A 17,500-nucleotide genomic window follows, 5' to 3' on the forward strand; every position below is an offset into this window, starting at 1 on the left:
TCTTTCGCGGACCGTGCGGTTCTTACCAGGCGAGGGCTCGACGCCAGAAGAGGGAGTACTCGGGTGCTGCCCACGCCTGACGGTAGACGCGGTAGCATGCGAAGGCGAGCACTGTCTCGCCCACGATGATGGGCAGGTAGCCGGTCTCGTTGGGCAGGATCATGAAGGAGATGAAGAGCAGCACCAGGTGCGCTGCGGAGAGCAGCTGCACGGTGACGTACATGGTCATGTACTCGATCTGGTAAATCAGCAGTGCCACTGCAACGAAGAGGAACGCCACGACCAGGCCGGAGAGCGCCAGCGGGTAGGACTGCGGCAGGAAGATGAACATCAGGATGCCGGTGACGATAGCACTGGCGATGTAAATCAGCAGGGAGTTGCGGATAGCGTGGTTGGAGGTGCGCAGAGCCTTGGATGACTCCGCCTGAACACCCTTGTAGGGCAGGCGGTCGAAGATGGTCCACAGGTGCTGGATGCTTGCGTTGACGCGGTCTGCCTCCACCACGAAGAAGTAGTTGTAGGCGATAACGCAGGGGATCAAGCTCAGGTAGATTGCCACAACGTTGATTTCACCGCCGGTGACCAGGAAGAGCATGTACTTATCAGCCCAGATGATGGAGCCGGTGAAGAAGCCGCGCAGGGCGTCGAGCGCAATGTCCTTGAGCGGGATGCGCGCGAAGTGCAGCAGGTGCACCAGGTCCTTACCGAGGCTCACCAGCAGGATGAGCGAACCGACCAGCGGCGGCAGGAACCAGATGACGGGGTAGCAGTACAAGGCAAGAGTGTAGCCAAGCCACGCGATGAACCAGATGATGCGGTTCTTCGCGAGGTTCGGGATGACCAGCAGCTGCGCGAACGCAATGTTGAGAACGCCCAGGACGAAGAACGCACCGAATGCAGTCGGGCTCCAGTGAAGAACGAGGGCGACCGGAATTGCGAAGAGCAGCACCAGCGGCATGGTCATGAAGAAGAGATAGAGCCAGTTGCGGGTGAACGCGGTCAGGTCGGTAATGTCCTGGAACTGCGGCTCGGACATGCGTGCGCGTACGGCTCGTGCTTCGGCACGCTTGAGCTGGTGCTCAAGGGTTTCAGCGTGAATACGCAGGCCTTCGCGGGCGTCCGCAATCTTCTTGTGCTCCATCTGGATAGCACGGTAAAGGGGCAGGCAGGCTGCCTGGCTGAGCCAAGGAACGGTAATGGACGCCGCCAGAATCACCTGAATCAGGGGTACACCATCAAGGTTGTACCGGTTAATGGTCGGGGTGACCATGGGGAAGACGGTGGTCAGCAGGGCGACCGGAGAGACGTAAAGCAGAAAGTTAATGAGGAGGCGCCATGCGCTGTTGCTTTTTTCCTCAGTACCGTGGTTGGTAGACAATCTTGCAGACTTTCAGTCGATAATCGTAAAGATTAGGGGCAGTGTGTTTGAACAGCACCGTGTGACGCGCCAGGGGAAAGAGTCGTCGTACCGAGAAGTGCCGGGTCCCCATGGCTTGCGCTGATGCCGCCGTGAATCAATATACGGCATATATCAACTAAAACCTTTGGTTTCCTTAACCCTCTACTTGATATTTGGAGGGATTTAGGACACACCCATATAATGCGCGTCACACAAGAATGCAAAACATCTAGTGAGAGCAATATTCTATGCAATATACGCGGGGTGCAACAACCTTGATTTGGGTGCTCCACGCGAGGTGCTGACGCGCTGGCACACCGGCACAAGGTTCACCCAACCAAGGATCCCCCGCACTACCTGTGCATGCACCATGTGTCCCTGCGCAAAAGCATCCCGGCTCCTCCCACAGGGAGGGAACCGGGATGCTCTAAGCGACCCTAACGGGCCTTAGCTATTTAGGATGCACTCGAGAGAGTACGCAGTGCCACGGACACTACAGCCAGACGCGGGTGACCCGTGACGTCCAGAGCGGCCTCGCCAATCTCCTTCAGGATGCGGTCGATGTTACCCACGCGGGTCGGGTGCTCTTCAATCCAGGTAGCCAGTGCCTTCTGCGCACCGTCCACGGTGGAGAAGTCACCCTTCGCGCCCTCTGCCACAGACAGTGCCAGACCTGCAGCGGTCTCGTAGAGGCTGCCGCGCAGTGCCTGACGTGCCAGGATCTCCCAGCGGTCGCTGCGGGGCAGGTCGGAGATGAGGCCGAGCAGCTCGTCCACCTTGAAGCGGTCGTAGGTTGCGAAGTAGACCGGTGCCAGCGAGGTTGCCTCGAAGTCGTGGTCGCGTGCCGAACGGATGACGTCCAGCAGGGCGTAACCCTCGAAACCGCGAATCCAGATGACGATGAGTTCCTCGGGCAGGCCCCATGCCTCGCCTGCGTCGCGCTTTGCACGAACACGCTCGCGGGAGGTACCGGAGAGGTACTCGGGCAGGTTATGGCGCATCTCGACGACGGAACCGAAGGTCTCCAGCAGCTCAGAGATGCTGGTGCCAGCAACCACGCCACGCTCGGTGATGAACCAGCGGACAGCACGATCCAGAACGCGCTGGTTGTCGCGCAGAACGGTGAACCATGCGTCCAGCGGGGTCTTCGGGGGCAGTTCGCGGTGCAGCTTAGCTGCGGTGCCCAGCTCGAAGAGCTCGCGAGCGACGATGAAGGCGCGTGCGACGGAATCGATACCGACGTTGAACTCCTCCATCACGCGGTATGCGAAGGTGATACCGCCAATGTTGACCAGCTCGTTAGCGACGCGGGTGCAAATGATTTCCTTACGCAGCGGGTGCGAGTCCAGGTGCTGACCGAAACGCTCGACCAGTGCTGCCGGGAAGTAGCTGCGCAGAACGCCTTCCAGGTAGGGGTCGTCCGCGAAGTCGGTCTGCTCCAGTGCGTGGGTGAGGTAAATCTTCACGTACGCAGCCAGGACGGACAGCTCGGGGCGGGTCAGGCGGTCGCCGGTGGTCTCCAGACGCTCGTCCAGCTCCTCGTCGGTGGGCAGGAACTCGACGGCGCGGTTCAGGCCGGCGTGCTCTTCCAGGTCGTGCATGAGGCGCTTGTACAGGTTGGTGCCCAGGAAGGAGCCGTGGAACTCACCCTGCAGCAGAACGTTCTGCTCAACGTTGGTCTCGAGGACCTTGCCGCCGACCTCGTCCTGCAGGGACTCGATGAAGGAAGCACGCTCTTCGCTGGACAGCTCGCCGTGTGCCACGAGGCGGTCCACCAGAATCTTGATGTTGACCTCGCGGTCACTGGTTTCCACACCTGCGGAGTTGTCGATTGCGTCGGTGTTGAGGATGACGCCGTTGAGCGCAGCCTCAATACGACCCAGCTGGGTGAAGCCGAGGTTACCGCCCTCGCCAACAATCTTGGCGCGCAGGTCCTTACCGTTGACGCGCAGTGCGTCGTTAGCCTTGTCGCCAACCTGTGCGTTGGTCTCGGTGGATGCCTTCACGTAGGTACCGATACCGCCGTTGTAGATCAGGTCGACCGGTGCCTTGAGGATTGCGGAAATCAGCTCGGTCGGTGCCAGCTCGGTGACGGACTCATCCAGGCCCAGAACCTCGCGCACCTCGGGGGTGATCTCGATGGACTTCAGACCGCGAGAGTACACGCCACCACCGGCGGAAATCAGGTCGCGGTTGTAGTCCTGCCAGGAGGAACGGGGCAGGTTGTACAGGCGCTGACGCTCGTCGAAGGACACTGCCGCGTTCGGGTTCGGGTCCAGGAAGATGTCGCGGTGGTCGAATGCTGCGACCAGGCGGGTTGCCTTGGAGCGGAGCAGACCGTTACCGAACACGTCACCGGACATGTCGCCGATGCCGACTGCGGTGAACTCTTCGGTCTGAGCGTCGTGGCCGAGCTCAGCGAAGTGACGCTTGACGGACTCCCATGCACCACGTGCGGTGATGCCCATAGCCTTGTGGTCGTAGCCGACGGAGCCGCCGGATGCGAAGGCGTCGCCCAGCCAGAAGCCGCGCTCCAGGCTGATTGCGTTTGCGGTGTCGGAGAATGCTGCGGTGCCCTTATCCGCTGCAACCACCAGGTAGTAGTCGTCAGCGTCGCGTGCTACAACACCTTCGGGGCGGACAACGGTCTCGGAGCCGTCGGTGCCAACTGCGAGGTTGTCGGTGACATCCAGCAGGGAGCCGATGAAGACCTTGTAGGACTCGCGGCCCTCGGTGATCCATGCGTCACGATCCACTGCGGGGTCGGGCAACTGCTTGGGGTAGAAGCCACCCTTCGCGCCGGTGGGGATAATGACGGCGTTCTTCACCATCTGGGCCTTGACCAGGCCGAGCACCTCGGTGCGGAAGTCGTCACGGCGATCCGACCAGCGCAGGCCACCACGTGCGACGCTACCGAAGCGCAGGTGAACACCCTCAACGCGCGGGGAGTAGACGAAAATCTCGAACTTGGGGCGGGGCAGGGGTGCGAAGTCAATCTCCTGCGGTGCCACCTTGAACGCGAGTGCGGGGCGGTCAGCAAGGTATGCGTTGGTGCGCAGGATAGCGCGGATGACCTTGCCGAGGGAACGCAGGTAGCGGTCAGCGTCCAGGGTGGGGATCTGGTTCAGTTCCTCAACCAGGGCTGCTTCGATTTCGTCACGGCGTGCGTTGCGCTGCTCATCGTTGAGACCGTTGTTCGGGTCGAAGCTGACCTCGAAGAACTCGACCAGGTGCTTGGTGATGGCCGGGTTTGCGAGCAGGGTGTTCGACATGAAGGACGGGGTGTAGCCCAGGCCCAGCTGAATCAGGTAGTGGTTCAGGGCACGGAACAGACGTACTTCCTGCCAGGTCAGGCCCTCAGCCAGGATCAGGCGGTCCAGGGTATCGGACTCGCGCTCACCGAGCAGGTAGGCGTTCAGGGCATCCTCGTACAGGGAAGCCACAGCGTTTGCGTCCACGCCCTCGGGGAATTCAACTCCGAAGTCGTAGAGGTAGCCGTAGTCTTCGCCATCCTCAGGCTTGAACTCGTAGGGCTTCTGATCAACAACGACCAGGCCCATATTCTGCATAACCGGCAGAAGCTCGGTGAGGGTGTGAGGTGCGGACAGGTAGGTCTTCAGTCGGGTGGTGTTGGCTTCGCCGGCTTCAACCTTGATTGCGGCGGGCTTCTGGCCCGAGAGAGATTCAAGAATCACGATATCCTCGATTGCTTGTTCTACTGTGTAATCGGCTCGGTAGGCTGCGCTAGTCGCATCTGCCCAGGCTGATGCGAGTCGGCGGCCTGCCGCTCCGGGTTTCCATGCCTCAATAGCAGCTGCGGTTGCTTCCACCCAGGAGCGGGCGGCTTCTTGCAGTCGCTTTTCGAGAGCTTGATGATCCGTCTTCGGCACATCGTTGGGGTTGGTGAGCCGAATGCGGAAAAATAGACGCGCCAACGATGAGGAGGACAGGTACACCTCATGGTCGATGGCACTAAGATCAAATTCCTGTTGGAACACCCGCTGGATACGGGAGCACACGTTCGTGTTGTAACGATCCCGAGGCAGGTACACCACGGCGGAAATAAACCGGTTGAACCGGTCAGCGCGCAGGAACAGGCGGGTCTTGCGGCGCTCCTCCAGGCCCATGATGCCGCCGAACGTATCGGTCAGATCATTAGCGGAAGCGTGCAGCAGCTCCAGGCGCGGGTAATCCTCCAAGGCACCCAGAAGCGCCTTGTCAGAGTAAGAACCGGGGTGGTAGCCGAGGCGGCGGCGCACCATCGCGATACGCTCACGCACCAGCGGAGTCTCAATAGCGGGCAGTGCGTACGCCTGGCGGGTGAACAGGCCCAGAATGACGTACTCACCAATCACGCGGCCATTCAGGTCGAAGCGGCGCACACCAATGTAGTCCAGGTAGTCGTTCCGTGCGACAGTGGAGCGGGAATTCGCCTTCGTGATGTACAGGGGGCGCGGGAACAGGGCACGCTCCAGGGTCTCACCCGAAAGGGGGATGCGGCTCCTACCCTCCGTGGTGCGCAGAATACCGAGCGCCGAACCGGGGCGGTCCACCAGCGAAATAGCGCCGGAGGTGCCATCCAGCACACGCTCCTTAACACCCATGAACACGAAGTTGCCGCGGGTCAGCCAGCGCAGGAAGTCCTGTGCCACCTCCACCCGGGATGCAGGCTCCACACCGCGCGGGTTGGCGGCATAGGATTCCTCGCCGTGACCCAGGGTTGCGCCGCGCAGGTCGTACATGGACTGCGCCAGGTCAAAAACGCGGGCGACCATGGCATCCAGGTCGGTGTGACAGGCGCGAACATCAGCGAGGACGCGCTCAACTTCCTTCTCGCAGCGGCGCTGCTCTTCCTCAGTGAGGTAGCGGGTCAGGCGAACCGCAATCCAGGATTCAATAGCGACAGTGGTACCCGCCGGGGCGTTCTCGCTGAGCTTGAGGGAGGGCACGCCAAGAGTGGCGGTATCACCGCTGGCAAGGTTGCCGCGCATGCCGGTGCCGCGCAGGCTCAGGAGGGTACCGTCCGGGCCGCGTTCAGCGAGGAAGGTAGGGTGAAGAATGGTGACGAAACCACCAAAGTGCGCGGCAAGGCATGCGGTCAGGGAGCTGACGATGTGCGGCATGTCGTCGGTCGCGACGTATAGGGTGGTGTTGTACTCGTCGTTGCGTGCGGCAACGACAGCGGTCTTGGGCAGGCGGATTTGAGCCAGCGCACGGTGGGTGCGAGCCAAATCCTCTAACTCTGCCGGGGTGAACTCTTCACGCTCATCTTCGGGGCTGTTCAGGAAATACTGCTCGACCCATGCATCGGCGCCAGCGAAGTGTGCCATAGCCTTGTCAGTCATTGACAATCTATCCTCCGAATATCGGTATCACTTCACTGTGACGGTGTCTGTGTGGTCTCATGTGCGCGCCGTGGCGCGCGAGCACTTATACCAAGCTTATACCTTCGAGGTGTTTCTGTCAGACATATCGCTCTTGTGGGCGTAGAAATTATTTTTATCTTCTTCCCAACTCCAGCGCGCATTTGGTACGGGTTCAAGAAAGTAGGTGCATCTTACGAGGCGGACACGTACAGTGAAACTATGAGTTTGCGTACTGAATCTTTCCTGATGGGCCTCATTGGTGATGGCATCACCTCTTCCCTGACCCCTCCCATGCATGAGGCGGAGGCGGACGCGCACGGGGTGCGCTACCTGTACCGCCCCGTCGACCTGGACGCCCTGAACCTGGATGGCGCCTCCGCCCCGGCGCTTCTGGATGCGGCGGCACTGCTCGGCTTTAACGCTTTCAACATCACGCACCCGTGCAAGCAGTCGGTCATGGAGCACCTGCACGAGCTTTCGGATGCGGCACGTGCCCTCGGCGCAGTCAATTGCGTGGTGATTCGCGAGGACGGCAGCTTCTACGGCGATAACACGGACTACTCCGGGTTCATTGCGGGATTGAAGCGCGGCCTGCCACAGGTGGCGGAGGATCCGGCGTGCCTGGAGCACGTGGTGCAGCTGGGTGCCGGCGGTGCCGGTAGCGCCACGGCGTACGCACTGTGCCGTCTGGGGGTGCGCCGCCTGAGCCTCTTCGAGCGTGACGCGGCGAAGGCGCAGGGGCTTGCGGAGCAGCTGGGCGAGCTTTTCCCGCAGACTCGGATCGAGGTGCTGACCGACGATGAGCGCTTGATTGAAGCTCTACTACAAGCTCAGGGTTTGGTGAACGCAACCCCGGTGGGTATGCACGTGCATCCGGGTATGCCGTTGAGCGAGTCGGCGCTGAGCGCCGGGGTGTTGCGTGAGGGCCTGTGGGTTGCGGACGTCATCTACCTGCCGCAACAGACGCAGCTGGTGCGCGCGGCGCGTGCCGCCGGGTGCGAGGTGCTGACGGGCGGCTACATGGCGGTGGGTCAGGCGGTGGATGCGTTCCGCCTCTTCACCGGACTGGAACCGAACGCTGAGCGTATGGCGGTGCATTTTGAGGTGCTGATTGCGGCTCAGCAGGGGGCTTAGAAGGTTAAACATACAGGTGGGGTTGGATAGATATCTATCCAACCCCACCTGTATTTATTCTATATACAGAATATATTGTTCGGGTTATGCATCCAGCTCAGCCAGGGACTTCTTGTACCCTTCACGAGCCGTCAGCGCGCCCAACGCCACGAGCGCGCACATGGCGACCGTGAACACGGCGGGCAGCACCGCGTTATGCAGGTCGGCACCGGCGAGGCTCGTTGCCACGGCGGGCGCCACGCCTCCAGAAATTGCGAAGCCAATCTGGGTGCCCAGCGCCAGGCCGGTCACGCGCACGCGGGTCGGGAACATCTCCGCGTAGAAAGCGGGCCACACGCCGTTCGCCATGGAGTACAGCGCACCGTGCATGAGCACGCCGTAGGCGAAGATACCCACCCAGTTACCCTCGGTAATCGCGCCGAGGTACGGGAACATCAGCAGGGACGAAGCAACCGCACCGATAATGAACACGGGCTTACGACCGATCCGGTCGGCAAGCATGGCGGCGAGCGGAATCGCAATCAGGCCGAGGGTGTTGGAGGCGACCGGCACCAGCAGCATGGTGCTGCGATCAAGGCCGTATCCCTTGGTGGCGAAGGAGAGCGCGAAGGTCGTGAAGACCATGTTCACGGTGTTGACCATGGCGCACACGGCAATGGTGAGCACGGCGCGCTTGTGGTGCTTGAAGACCAGCATGAGCGGGGATTCAGTGAGCTTTTCGCGCTGCAGGTAGGCGGGCGGCTCGGAGAGGGTGCGGCGAATCAGCCAGGCGGTCACCACCACGAAGGCGGAGAGCCAGAAGGGTACGCGCCAGCCCCAGCTGAGCAGGTGCTCGTCCGGCAAGGCGGCGAAGGGAATGAACACGGCGGTTGCCAGCAGCGAGCCGAACTGGGTGCCTTGCAGGGTCCAGCTGGTCGTGAAGGCGCGCTGATGCTCGTTGGCGTGCTCCAGGGAGATGGAGATGGAGCTTGCCTGCTCACCGGCGGCGGAGAGGCCCTGAATCATGCGGCAGATGACCAGCAGGGTGGGGGCGAGGATACCCGCCTCGCTGTAGGTCGGCAGGCAACCGATTGCGAAGGTGGCAAAGCCCATCAGGAAGAGCGTGAGCATCAGGACAAATCGGCGGCCGTAGCGGTCACCGAGGGGTCCAACAATCATGGCGCCGAAGGGGCGCACAACGTAGGCGACGCCCACAACCACCATGGACTTGAGGATGCCGATGGCGGCAGTGTCTTCGGGGAAGAAAATACGGTTGAGCACGATGGCGGCGGCGGTGCCGTAGACGGCGAAGTCGTAGTATTCGAGGGCGGAGCCTATCCAGCTGGCGAGGGCGGCTCGTCGTGGTGATCGGGCGGGCGCGTCGGTGCGTCGGCTCATGGGTGGCTCCTTCGGTGCTATACCCGTTGGGAGGGGCGGGGCCGCGGTGTGGGCGGCCCGTGCGGTTTGTCAATGTGCCCTTCCAGTCTAGGGAGCGCACCGCCTGTTTTCCATAGGTTAACCTAAGTTCCCAGAGTGTGAAGTAAGAAGAAATACGGAGACGGAGTGAACGGTAAAGAAATTTGTAATTTCAAAAATACGCGACAGGACTTTCGCACCCCAACCCACGTAAAGTGAATATCACCTCGGCAGGAGTGTGCCTACCGAGCAGTCAAGCCGACCAAGATAAAGCTGGTCGGCATTTTTAGTGTCCAATTCATTTTGCGGTAGCCCCGCACTATGGACTTCCCGGGAGGTTCATAGTGCGGGGCTACCGCCTTTCCGAAAGGATTTTATTATGTCCAAGATTGATCAGGCGATTGCATGGATGGAGCAGCGTAAGGGCAAGGTGACCTATTCGATGGATTATCGAACTGGCCCGCATTCTTACGATTGTTCTTCGGCTGTCTATTCGGCCCTGCATGAGGCGGGACTTCTTCCGAAGAGTACGGGACTTGGTAGTACAGAGTCTCTGTTTAATGATTTGGAGAAGTACGGCTGGACTCAGGTTCGACCAGATGCATCGGGTAATTACCCGGCACGACGTGGTGATGTGTTTATTTGGGGTAAGCGTGGACAGAGTTATGGTGCTGCCGGTCATACTGGCATTTTCTATGATGATCACGACACGATTATCCATTGCAACGCTGGCCACAATGGTATTTCTATTAATCCGCACGACACGATTTGGTCGTACAACGGTGGTCCGGCGATCACGATTTATCGTCCCCCGGCAGAAGTAAACGAAGAAGAGGTTATCTACCGCGCGGCTAAGAATGCGATGAATGCAATCTATGATGAAGGTTTCATCCGCAAGGGAGAGCTCGCAGAAAAGGCATTCGGCAACCGCCTCACTGGCCTGCGCGGCGTGATTCACTGGTTCGACAACTCCATGTTGTACCTTCAGCAGCGTCTCGACGAGGCAGAAAAAGCCGTGCGTGCGCTCTAGTTAGATTTATCTACTGGAACAAAAGAGATAACCATCAGGGTGTTTGAGGTAGGGTCTCTAGGCCCTACCCCAAACACCCATAAAACTTTAAATATAACGCATTCAATAAATCATAAAATTTCACCTAATGAATATTTATCGATAAATAAACCAATATAAGTTGATTTACGGATTAAATAGCCTCATCTACCTTCAAATACACCCCCCTAACCTAAATATTAAAGGGCGATTTAGAACACTGAAAAGTATCTTCTTACTCTTTTGACTAGGCATAATATTCAGGAGAAACCATGAAACACCTACCCCGTCCCTGCGCAGGGTGCAGGGAGCCAACCAGTTCCTATAGAGAGGATTGCCGCACCTGTCAGGCGCGACGCCGTGCTATACAGACCCACGATAGTCCCTATCTAATGCAGGGGCACTCAATATGCCCCCGGTGTTGGCGTACAGCAGGTCTCTCCTTACCAGCAAGTAGCGTACGCCCGGAGAACTACGGGCAACCGCTCGTGATAGAGAATCAGTGGAATCCCATCTATTCCATCTGCCGTGCATGTATCCACGCACCAGAGGGTACCGTCCCTCTTGATTCACCGCGGGTCTATCTTCCTGTCAACCCTCGAGCTCGACGAACTTCAAAGCAGCGAATTTACCCTTCGCGAGCAAATCCGGTTCTTTTTCTTGCACTTTCTCATTGCACGCGTTGTGAGAAGCCAATAGATGCGGATTCTCGACATGCCGGGCACCCCTTATGCCGCAAGCACTACCGGCAACTGAAGCGACAGAATGCGCACCAGGATACTGAAGCTCCAATCGGCAAGAAGAGCGGACAGGATGAATGGGTCGTTCATGATACTGGCCTAGTGTCATTCCTACGCGCACGGAGAAAACGCCTGTCACATGCTTCAACTTCGCTGCCAAGAAGCAGAAGCAGGGCAACTCTTTGTAGAGCCAACACTATGGTTCACACACCTTCCGCACTGTAGCGGATATCAATAATTCACTCATTTAGCAGAGAGGCTACATCATATGGCTACCATTTCGTCTGGCGAGCAACTGCAGCAGCATCTAATCGCTCTAACCGTGGGCACGCCAGTGAAGGACGCAGACCGTCAATGTCTGCACCGCGCAAAGTTCCGTATTCCACGGCATCAGGCATTATTGGATGAGCTGGCAGATTATGTCGCCGGTGGTTCACGTACCGGAGGAGCATCTAGCGCCAGCCGCTTTGGATGTCGCATACCTATTTCTGCTAATGCGTTAGAAGTTCAAGAGTCTATTCGTTCCGTTGTTATGCCCTCATTCCCAGGTGCACCGCTGAAAAATCAGGTTTCTGCATGGATTCGCAATCACCTACATCAGGAGCTTCATGATGAGGCGTTGGCAACAACGACCAGTTGGATTCGGGCCATTGTTGCGTTGCGCCATCCCAGTCATGATTTGCAGGGATTTTGTCCTAACTGCGGGGAGCAGGAAGTCATGAAAACAAGCTGCGACGGTTCAACATCAATACGCCGATCCGCACTGTATTACACCACTGAAAGGGCATCTTGTCGTTCTTGCTCTGCTGTGTGGGAAGGGCTAGAAAGCATGAAGGCCCTAGCCCTGCTACTTCATAGCCAGGACTAATATCGTCCCCATTAAACTTCTGCCTGTGAAAATAGGTAACCGTTCCAGTAGGATTACATCATTTTCCCGGGCAGATAAAGCTACCGCAGGAAGCTGTTATTTCACTGCTGTAGTTCACCCCGTCGGGTTTATCCTGGCGGGGTTTTCTGTTAAACCGCGGCCATCATAGCCGCCCAACCGCCAAGGAGATTATCATGGCACCTATTTCTGAAGCATCCGCCTACCGCGCAGCGCATCGAGCCCTAACCGATGTGTACAACGAGCCCTTTGTTCGAGAAGGTAATCTTGCGGTTGCTAAATTTGGCAACGCTACTGTCAACACTCGAACCGTTGTGGAATGGTTCGATCATCAGATGATTCTCATTGCTAAGCGTATTGAAGATATCGAGAAGCTCGCAAAGTCAAAGCGCCATGCTTAGACACCGTCCAGGATGGCGTAAGCAACTATACGCGGTTATTCCGGCTACCACTGCCGTCCTGCAGACATACGGAATCCTTACGCAGGAGCAGGCAAGTGTGTGGGCTGGTCTCGCGATAGCCCTCTGGGGTTTGTGGATGGCTTGGGCTAACACCGACCATACTCGCAAGCCCCACAATACTACGCATATTCCTCCCCACCAGTAGGTCCGTCATATATCGTGGGGGTGGTGGAACATATTTCGATTACCCACCACCCCCACCGTATGATGTACCTGTATGTAGTTCCATCCGCCGCATTTCGAAGAGGTACTATGCCGTCACCCCGCACCAGCATTATCATGCCGGTCTACAACACCGCAAACACTGTAGTTCGGGCTATCGACTCCGTACTCTCTCAAACCGACCCGGATTTTGAACTCATCATCATCAACGATCAAAGCCCAGATGATTCTCACCGTGTAATTCAGGAGTATCTCCAGAAACTCCAGGACCCACGCATCTCGTACCACCTTAATGAAAAAAATCTTGGGCTGGCCGGTGCACGCAACGTTGGAATTAGCCATGCGACCGGCGAATGGCTCGCTTACCTCGACTCTGACGACGCATACAAGCCCAACTTCCTAGAAGTCATGCACGCTGCAGCTACCGACGATGTCGATGTCGTCGGTTGTGCCCACGACATCTACTACCCTGACGGATCAACCCAGTACCGTCTCATGGGCGAGGTAGGCACCTTTAGCGGTGATGACGCGCTAGCACGGGTTCTTAGCAGCCGCATCGCGCCCTTTGCATGGGACAAAATTTTTCGTCGTGCCCCTCTCAAAGACATCCAATTTCCTCTCTTTAACCGAGTGGAAGACGCCGGATACAGCATTGCAGCCTGTACCGTAGCCCGCGCATTGAAGGTTATCCCCGATTCCCTCAACCTCTACTCTGTGAACCCCGAATCTATCACTTGGGGTTCAACTCCTCCCTTCGAAGATTTAGTCGCCTTCATGGATTACGTGGATGCAACGGTAGGCTTCCCCCACGTTAGTAGGAAGATCCAGTCCGCCCTCGCGATTTCGCGCATCATTAATTTTGTCAATAGCGGCAATAGCGTTCTACGTCAGAACCCTTCAGGCGGTCAGGAATTCCTACGTCAATGCCGTCAAGAAATCACGCCCCGCACCCTGTATTTGGCGATTTCCTCCGGGTCTGTTTTTGGGATTGCGGGAGCACTCTTCAAGTACCTACCCGCAATCTATTACCCCATTTATCGGGCCTATATTAAACGCACCTACGGAATGTAATACTCGTTCTCTTATCGTTCTCTCAAAAGGTCTTAGCTCTTGATGACTTCTGTCCCCCGCACTAGCGTTATCATGCCGGTCTACAACACCGCTTCCACCGTCATTGCGGCGATTAAGTCGGTGCTGGCGCAGACCGACCCCGACTTTGAGCTGCTGGTCATGATTGACGGCTCCCCGGACAATTCAGTGCAACTGATTGCCGAGTACCTGCAGCAGAACCCGGATGAGCGCGTGCGCGTGTTCAATAACCCCAAGAATCAGGGTCTGTCCGCGATGCGTAACCAAGGCCTGGACGAGGCGCGTGGCGAGTGGGTGACGTTCCCCGATTCTGATGATGCTCTCTACCCGACTTTCCTGGAGCGCCTGCACTACCACGCGGAGCGTACGGGGGCGCAGGTGGTCAATTGCGCCCACAACATGGTGGCGACCGACGGTTCGACTACGCAGCGCCTGAAGGGCGCCCCCGGCACGCTGACCGGTCAGGAGGCGGCGTTCGCCCTGCTTAAGGATGAGCTGTCTCCTTACGCTTGGGATAAGATTATTCGCCGTGAACTATTTGAAGGTGTTCGATACCCGCAGATTGAACGCGCTGAAGATGAGTGCGCGCTGTTGGACTGCTACCTGCGAGCGCAGAGCGTGACCGTCATTGACGAGCCGCTGTACGCGTACGCGGTGAGCGCGGGAAGCCTGACCTGGAGCCGTATTACTCCCCTGTCTGAAACTCGTCGTCTGCTTGAGTATTTTGAGAAGTCTCTGCAGCGTACGAGTACGTATCATCTGCCTGCCGGTCAGGAGGCACTGACGATTGCCCGGGTTATTGCGTACCTGAATAACGCGCAGCAGGCGCTGATTGTGGGCGGTGAGAGCGCACCGGCTGTGCTGGCGGGTTGCCGCACCGGTTTTACGGTGAGCGATGCGCTGCTTGCGTTGCGTATCCGCCCGGTGTTTGGTGCCGCCGGTCTGCTGTTGAAGACCAGTACGCCGCTGTACCGTCTACTGTACGGTGCGTACGTTAAGCGGGTCTATAACCTCTAATCCCAGACACTTTGACGTTAGGCGTTAGTCATATATCTGCTGGAACAAAGCACGGGGATTCTACTCTCGGTTTCATCTCTGCGCTAACCCAACGCTACACTCACACTGCATATTCATCCACATATCCCCTAGAAACTTATGGCACATACAGCACCGGAGTATCCGTCTCTCTATTCCGCCGTTTTTGAGCGGCCAAATTCTCTCAACTTCATTCGCCTAGTCCTCGCGACCTTTGTGATTTTCTCCCACACGCCCTACATTGTGGCGGGTGTAAAGGTTGATGAAAACCCCCTGTGGAAAGAGTTCTATGTCTTTGGCGATTTTGCAGTCAATGCTTTCTTCGCCATCTCGGGATTTTTAATTGCGCACAGCGCCTACCGGAGTTCCGCGGGATCATATCTGGTGAAGCGTATCTTGCGTATTTTCCCCGGTTACTGGGTCTCCATCCTTTTTGTAATTTTCATTGGTGGAACGCTCTCCGTCCTCACAGGCCACGCCCCCATGGGTTGGGACATCCCCAACGCCATCTTATATTTCCGCAACAACTGGGATCTCTCCCAATTGCAGTACGGACTCTTTAACGGACCGGCCGACGTGCCGTTTACCTCCCCTTCATGGAACGGTTCAGCATGGACGCTAGAATACGAGTTCTTCTGCTACCTTTTACTTCTCCCCATCTTCTATCTTCCGTTCATTCGCCGGCACCTAAAGGTTTTTATTCCTCTCGCTTACCTTGTGAGCCTCAGCTACTACGTACTCATTCAGGTACTTGGCTACGATTGGATGACCTGGGCGCTGGGCCTCGACCCTAGAAACCTCAAGGCTTCAGCACGCCTCTACCCCTTCTTTTTTGCCGGGTCTCTACTCTACCTCGTGAGCCACCGTATCACGCTCCGTCCGGTAATCACTCCGCTCCTGGCTACAATCTGTACTCTCGCCGGGTTCTACTTCACCTGGCTCGTTCCTCACGCCAACATTATGCAGTGGACTCAGATTGTTCTGGCCTTCGGAATTATTGCCCTGGGCACCTGTCTTAACGTTCCTCTGGGGCAAACCAACGATATCTCTTACGGCGTGTATATCTACGCCTGGCCGGTACAACAGATTCTTGTACTCCTGGGAAGCGTTTCCCTCGGAATCTCGGTTAATATCATCCTCGACGCCATCATCACCTTCGGCCTAGCATGGCTTTCTTGGACCTTTGTTGAGAAGCGGGCCATGGCTCTCGCCCGTAACCCTTTGGTTTCGGGTAAGAAGCCTACAGTCCAGTCTGCAGCCTAGCCGCTACGCAGAGAATGCCCCTCCGCTGAATGTCAGCCGAGGGGCATTCTTAATGCAGGATTATCCTTTGGGGGCGGTGACAGATACACCCACCATATGCACCACAAAGCCGCAGACCGGGCCGACCGCCAGCGCCACGATAGCGCGCGGCACCAGCGGCGCGGGGACCAGGAACGCCAAGCTCAAGGTCACCGCCGCGGCAACCACCCAACCGGCGAGGTAGATGCGGTGCTGGTTCACCGCGAGCGCCATATTGCCCGAGAGGGTCATGAGCGCCAGCAGTGCCGAGGCGAAGACCAGCGCACCCAGGGTGATGCCGGAGGCTGCCGCCTCGTACGCGGACTCTGCACCTGCGGCAGGCGGGTAAATCAGGCGGAACAGCAGCGGACCCACCAGGTACGCCGCCAACGCGCCCGCAGCGCCCACAGCCACCACTGCGGCGGCAGGCTTAATGAACGCCGCTACGGGGCGGTGGCGCTGCTTCAAGAAGGCGGAAACCGCCACACCCTGGAACGCCTGCAGGGGAATCATAATCGGCGAACGGGTAATGGAAATCGCCAGGATCAGGGTACCCAGCACGACCGGTTCGCTCTCCGCGGCGCCGCTCGCTTTCAGCACGTTCGGGAAGCCCATCATCAGCACCGCCGCGGCGGCAGAGGACAGGAACGACCAGAGGATATTTAAGCTCAGGCGGCGCGCGGGCACATCGGCGCGGGCAACCCACAGACGGCGACCCGAAACGGTCACGAACGCCAGGATGAGCCACAGACCCATCGGCACGACGGTTGCCACCTCAAGGCCGGCAAGGAAAGGAATCATGAGCGCAGCCGCAAGCATGAGGATGAGGCGCCCGGCAGATTCCAGACCGCCCACCGCCGCGAAAAGGTACCAGCGGTCCTCACCGGCGGTCACACCGCTCATAGTCGCCTGCAGGGCGTAGAGGAACACGCCCACCGCCATAACGGTCACGCCCACCGCCGCCGAATGCGGAATCTGCTGGCCCGCCCACAGAGGGGAGCTCACCAACACCAACGCACCAGCGATAGCACCCAGAGCCGCGGTCACCGTAACCACGCGAGCGCCCTGCGGCGCGGAACCCTCAGTAGATGCAGCCCCGCCGGATGCAGCCCTGTTAGCTAAAGCCCTGTCAGCTACAGCACGGGTGCGTGCCGTACCCACCGCGCGCGTAATCTCCGGCTGAATACCCGTGATAATACCCGTCACAGTGAAAAGCGCCGCCCAGAACAGCAGGAACTCCGTCAGCTCCGAACCGTTCAGGGCACGCTGAGCAATCATGGTCACCACCAGCGTGGAGACCGCCGCCAACAGGGACGAACCCAAAAGCGCCAGGGACTGGTAGCGGGTGACCGTGCCCGAAGACTGGGCCTCCTGAGAGGGGTGTTCCTCCACCCCGCTCTTATCGGGGTGCTGTACCGACTCGCTCACCGCGTCCTCCTCATTCCTAGCCGCCAATATAGCCGCCAACACAAACCATCATTACATACGCAGATGCGCCGCACAT

Annotated in this window: 11 protein-coding genes; 7 read left to right on the forward strand and 4 right to left on the reverse strand. The window is 58.3% G+C overall.

Annotation, left to right across the window (positions count from 1 at the left end):
- Positions 1 to 22: 22 nt before the first annotated feature.
- Together HMPREF2527_RS07245 and HMPREF2527_RS07250 are read right to left on the reverse strand one after the other, a co-directional pair.
- Complete coding sequence (locus HMPREF2527_RS07245; protein WP_070507430.1) at positions 23 to 1,378, reverse strand: hypothetical protein; 1,356 nt, start codon at positions 1,376 to 1,378, stop codon at positions 23 to 25.
- A gap of 476 nt (positions 1,379 to 1,854) precedes the next feature.
- Positions 1,855 to 6,744, reverse strand: a complete 4,890-nt coding sequence (locus HMPREF2527_RS07250; RefSeq protein ID WP_070507432.1) for an NAD-glutamate dehydrogenase — start codon at positions 6,742 to 6,744, stop codon at positions 1,855 to 1,857.
- Positions 6,745 to 6,984: 240 nt separating this feature from the next.
- Between HMPREF2527_RS07250 and HMPREF2527_RS07255 the strand changes: the two genes are divergently transcribed.
- Positions 6,985 to 7,899, forward strand: a complete 915-nt coding sequence (locus HMPREF2527_RS07255) for a shikimate dehydrogenase (protein WP_070507434.1) — start codon at positions 6,985 to 6,987, stop codon at positions 7,897 to 7,899.
- An 84-nt stretch (positions 7,900 to 7,983) separates the two neighbouring features.
- Here HMPREF2527_RS07255 and HMPREF2527_RS07260 read toward each other — a convergent pair whose 3' ends face one another.
- On the reverse strand, positions 7,984 to 9,276 hold the full coding sequence (locus HMPREF2527_RS07260) for an MFS transporter (protein WP_070507436.1): 1,293 nt from the start codon (positions 9,274 to 9,276) through the stop codon (positions 7,984 to 7,986).
- 397 nt (positions 9,277 to 9,673) lie between these two features.
- Here HMPREF2527_RS07260 and HMPREF2527_RS07265 point away from each other — a divergent pair, with 397 nt between their 5' ends.
- From HMPREF2527_RS07265 to HMPREF2527_RS07285, 6 genes are all read left to right on the forward strand, one after another.
- Entirely contained in the window at positions 9,674 to 10,324 is a 651-nt protein-coding gene (locus tag HMPREF2527_RS07265) for a peptidoglycan amidohydrolase family protein (protein WP_070507438.1), read from the forward strand.
- A gap of 1,026 nt (positions 10,325 to 11,350) precedes the next feature.
- Positions 11,351 to 11,950, forward strand: coding sequence for a DUF7340 domain-containing protein (locus HMPREF2527_RS09695; RefSeq protein ID WP_141744460.1), 600 nt, complete (start codon positions 11,351 to 11,353; stop codon positions 11,948 to 11,950).
- 194 nt (positions 11,951 to 12,144) lie between these two features.
- Positions 12,145 to 12,369 (forward strand): hypothetical protein, encoded by a 225-nt coding sequence (locus tag HMPREF2527_RS07270; protein ID WP_070507441.1) that lies wholly within the window; start codon positions 12,145 to 12,147, stop codon positions 12,367 to 12,369.
- A 312-nt stretch (positions 12,370 to 12,681) separates the two neighbouring features.
- Entirely contained in the window at positions 12,682 to 13,662 is a 981-nt protein-coding gene (locus tag HMPREF2527_RS07275) for a glycosyltransferase family 2 protein (RefSeq protein ID WP_070507443.1), read from the forward strand.
- Positions 13,663 to 13,704: 42 nt separating this feature from the next.
- Positions 13,705 to 14,697, forward strand: coding sequence for a glycosyltransferase family 2 protein (locus HMPREF2527_RS07280; protein ID WP_070507445.1), 993 nt, complete (start codon positions 13,705 to 13,707; stop codon positions 14,695 to 14,697).
- Positions 14,698 to 14,835: 138 nt separating this feature from the next.
- On the forward strand, positions 14,836 to 15,978 hold the full coding sequence (locus tag HMPREF2527_RS07285) for an acyltransferase family protein (protein WP_070507448.1): 1,143 nt from the start codon (positions 14,836 to 14,838) through the stop codon (positions 15,976 to 15,978).
- 60 nt (positions 15,979 to 16,038) lie between these two features.
- Here HMPREF2527_RS07285 and HMPREF2527_RS07290 read toward each other — a convergent pair whose 3' ends face one another.
- Entirely contained in the window at positions 16,039 to 17,424 is a 1,386-nt protein-coding gene (locus HMPREF2527_RS07290) for a hypothetical protein (RefSeq protein ID WP_070507450.1), read from the reverse strand.
- Positions 17,425 to 17,500: the final 76 nt, after the last annotated feature.

Origin of the sequence: Rothia sp. HMSC071B01 (assembly GCF_001808945.1) — a bacterium.
Lineage (GTDB): Bacteria > Actinomycetota > Actinomycetes > Actinomycetales > Micrococcaceae > Rothia.

Bases quoted from the DNA above. Each gene is read 5' to 3' on its own strand.
- HMPREF2527_RS07260 (WP_070507436.1), bottom strand. From the start codon at position 9,276: ATGAGCCGACGCACCGACGCGCCCGCCCGATCACCACGACGAGCCGCC.
- HMPREF2527_RS07275 (WP_070507443.1), top strand. From the start codon at position 12,682: ATGCCGTCACCCCGCACCAGCATTATCATGCCGGTCTACAACACCGCA.
- HMPREF2527_RS07270 (WP_070507441.1), top strand. From the start codon at position 12,145: ATGGCACCTATTTCTGAAGCATCCGCCTACCGCGCAGCGCATCGAGCC.
- HMPREF2527_RS07285 (WP_070507448.1), top strand. From the start codon at position 14,836: ATGGCACATACAGCACCGGAGTATCCGTCTCTCTATTCCGCCGTTTTT.
- HMPREF2527_RS09695 (WP_141744460.1), top strand. From the start codon at position 11,351: ATGGCTACCATTTCGTCTGGCGAGCAACTGCAGCAGCATCTAATCGCT.
- HMPREF2527_RS07255 (WP_070507434.1), top strand. From the start codon at position 6,985: ATGAGTTTGCGTACTGAATCTTTCCTGATGGGCCTCATTGGTGATGGC.
- HMPREF2527_RS07280 (WP_070507445.1), top strand. From the start codon at position 13,705: ATGACTTCTGTCCCCCGCACTAGCGTTATCATGCCGGTCTACAACACC.
- HMPREF2527_RS07250 (WP_070507432.1), bottom strand. From the start codon at position 6,744: ATGACTGACAAGGCTATGGCACACTTCGCTGGCGCCGATGCATGGGTC.
- HMPREF2527_RS07265 (WP_070507438.1), top strand. From the start codon at position 9,674: ATGTCCAAGATTGATCAGGCGATTGCATGGATGGAGCAGCGTAAGGGC.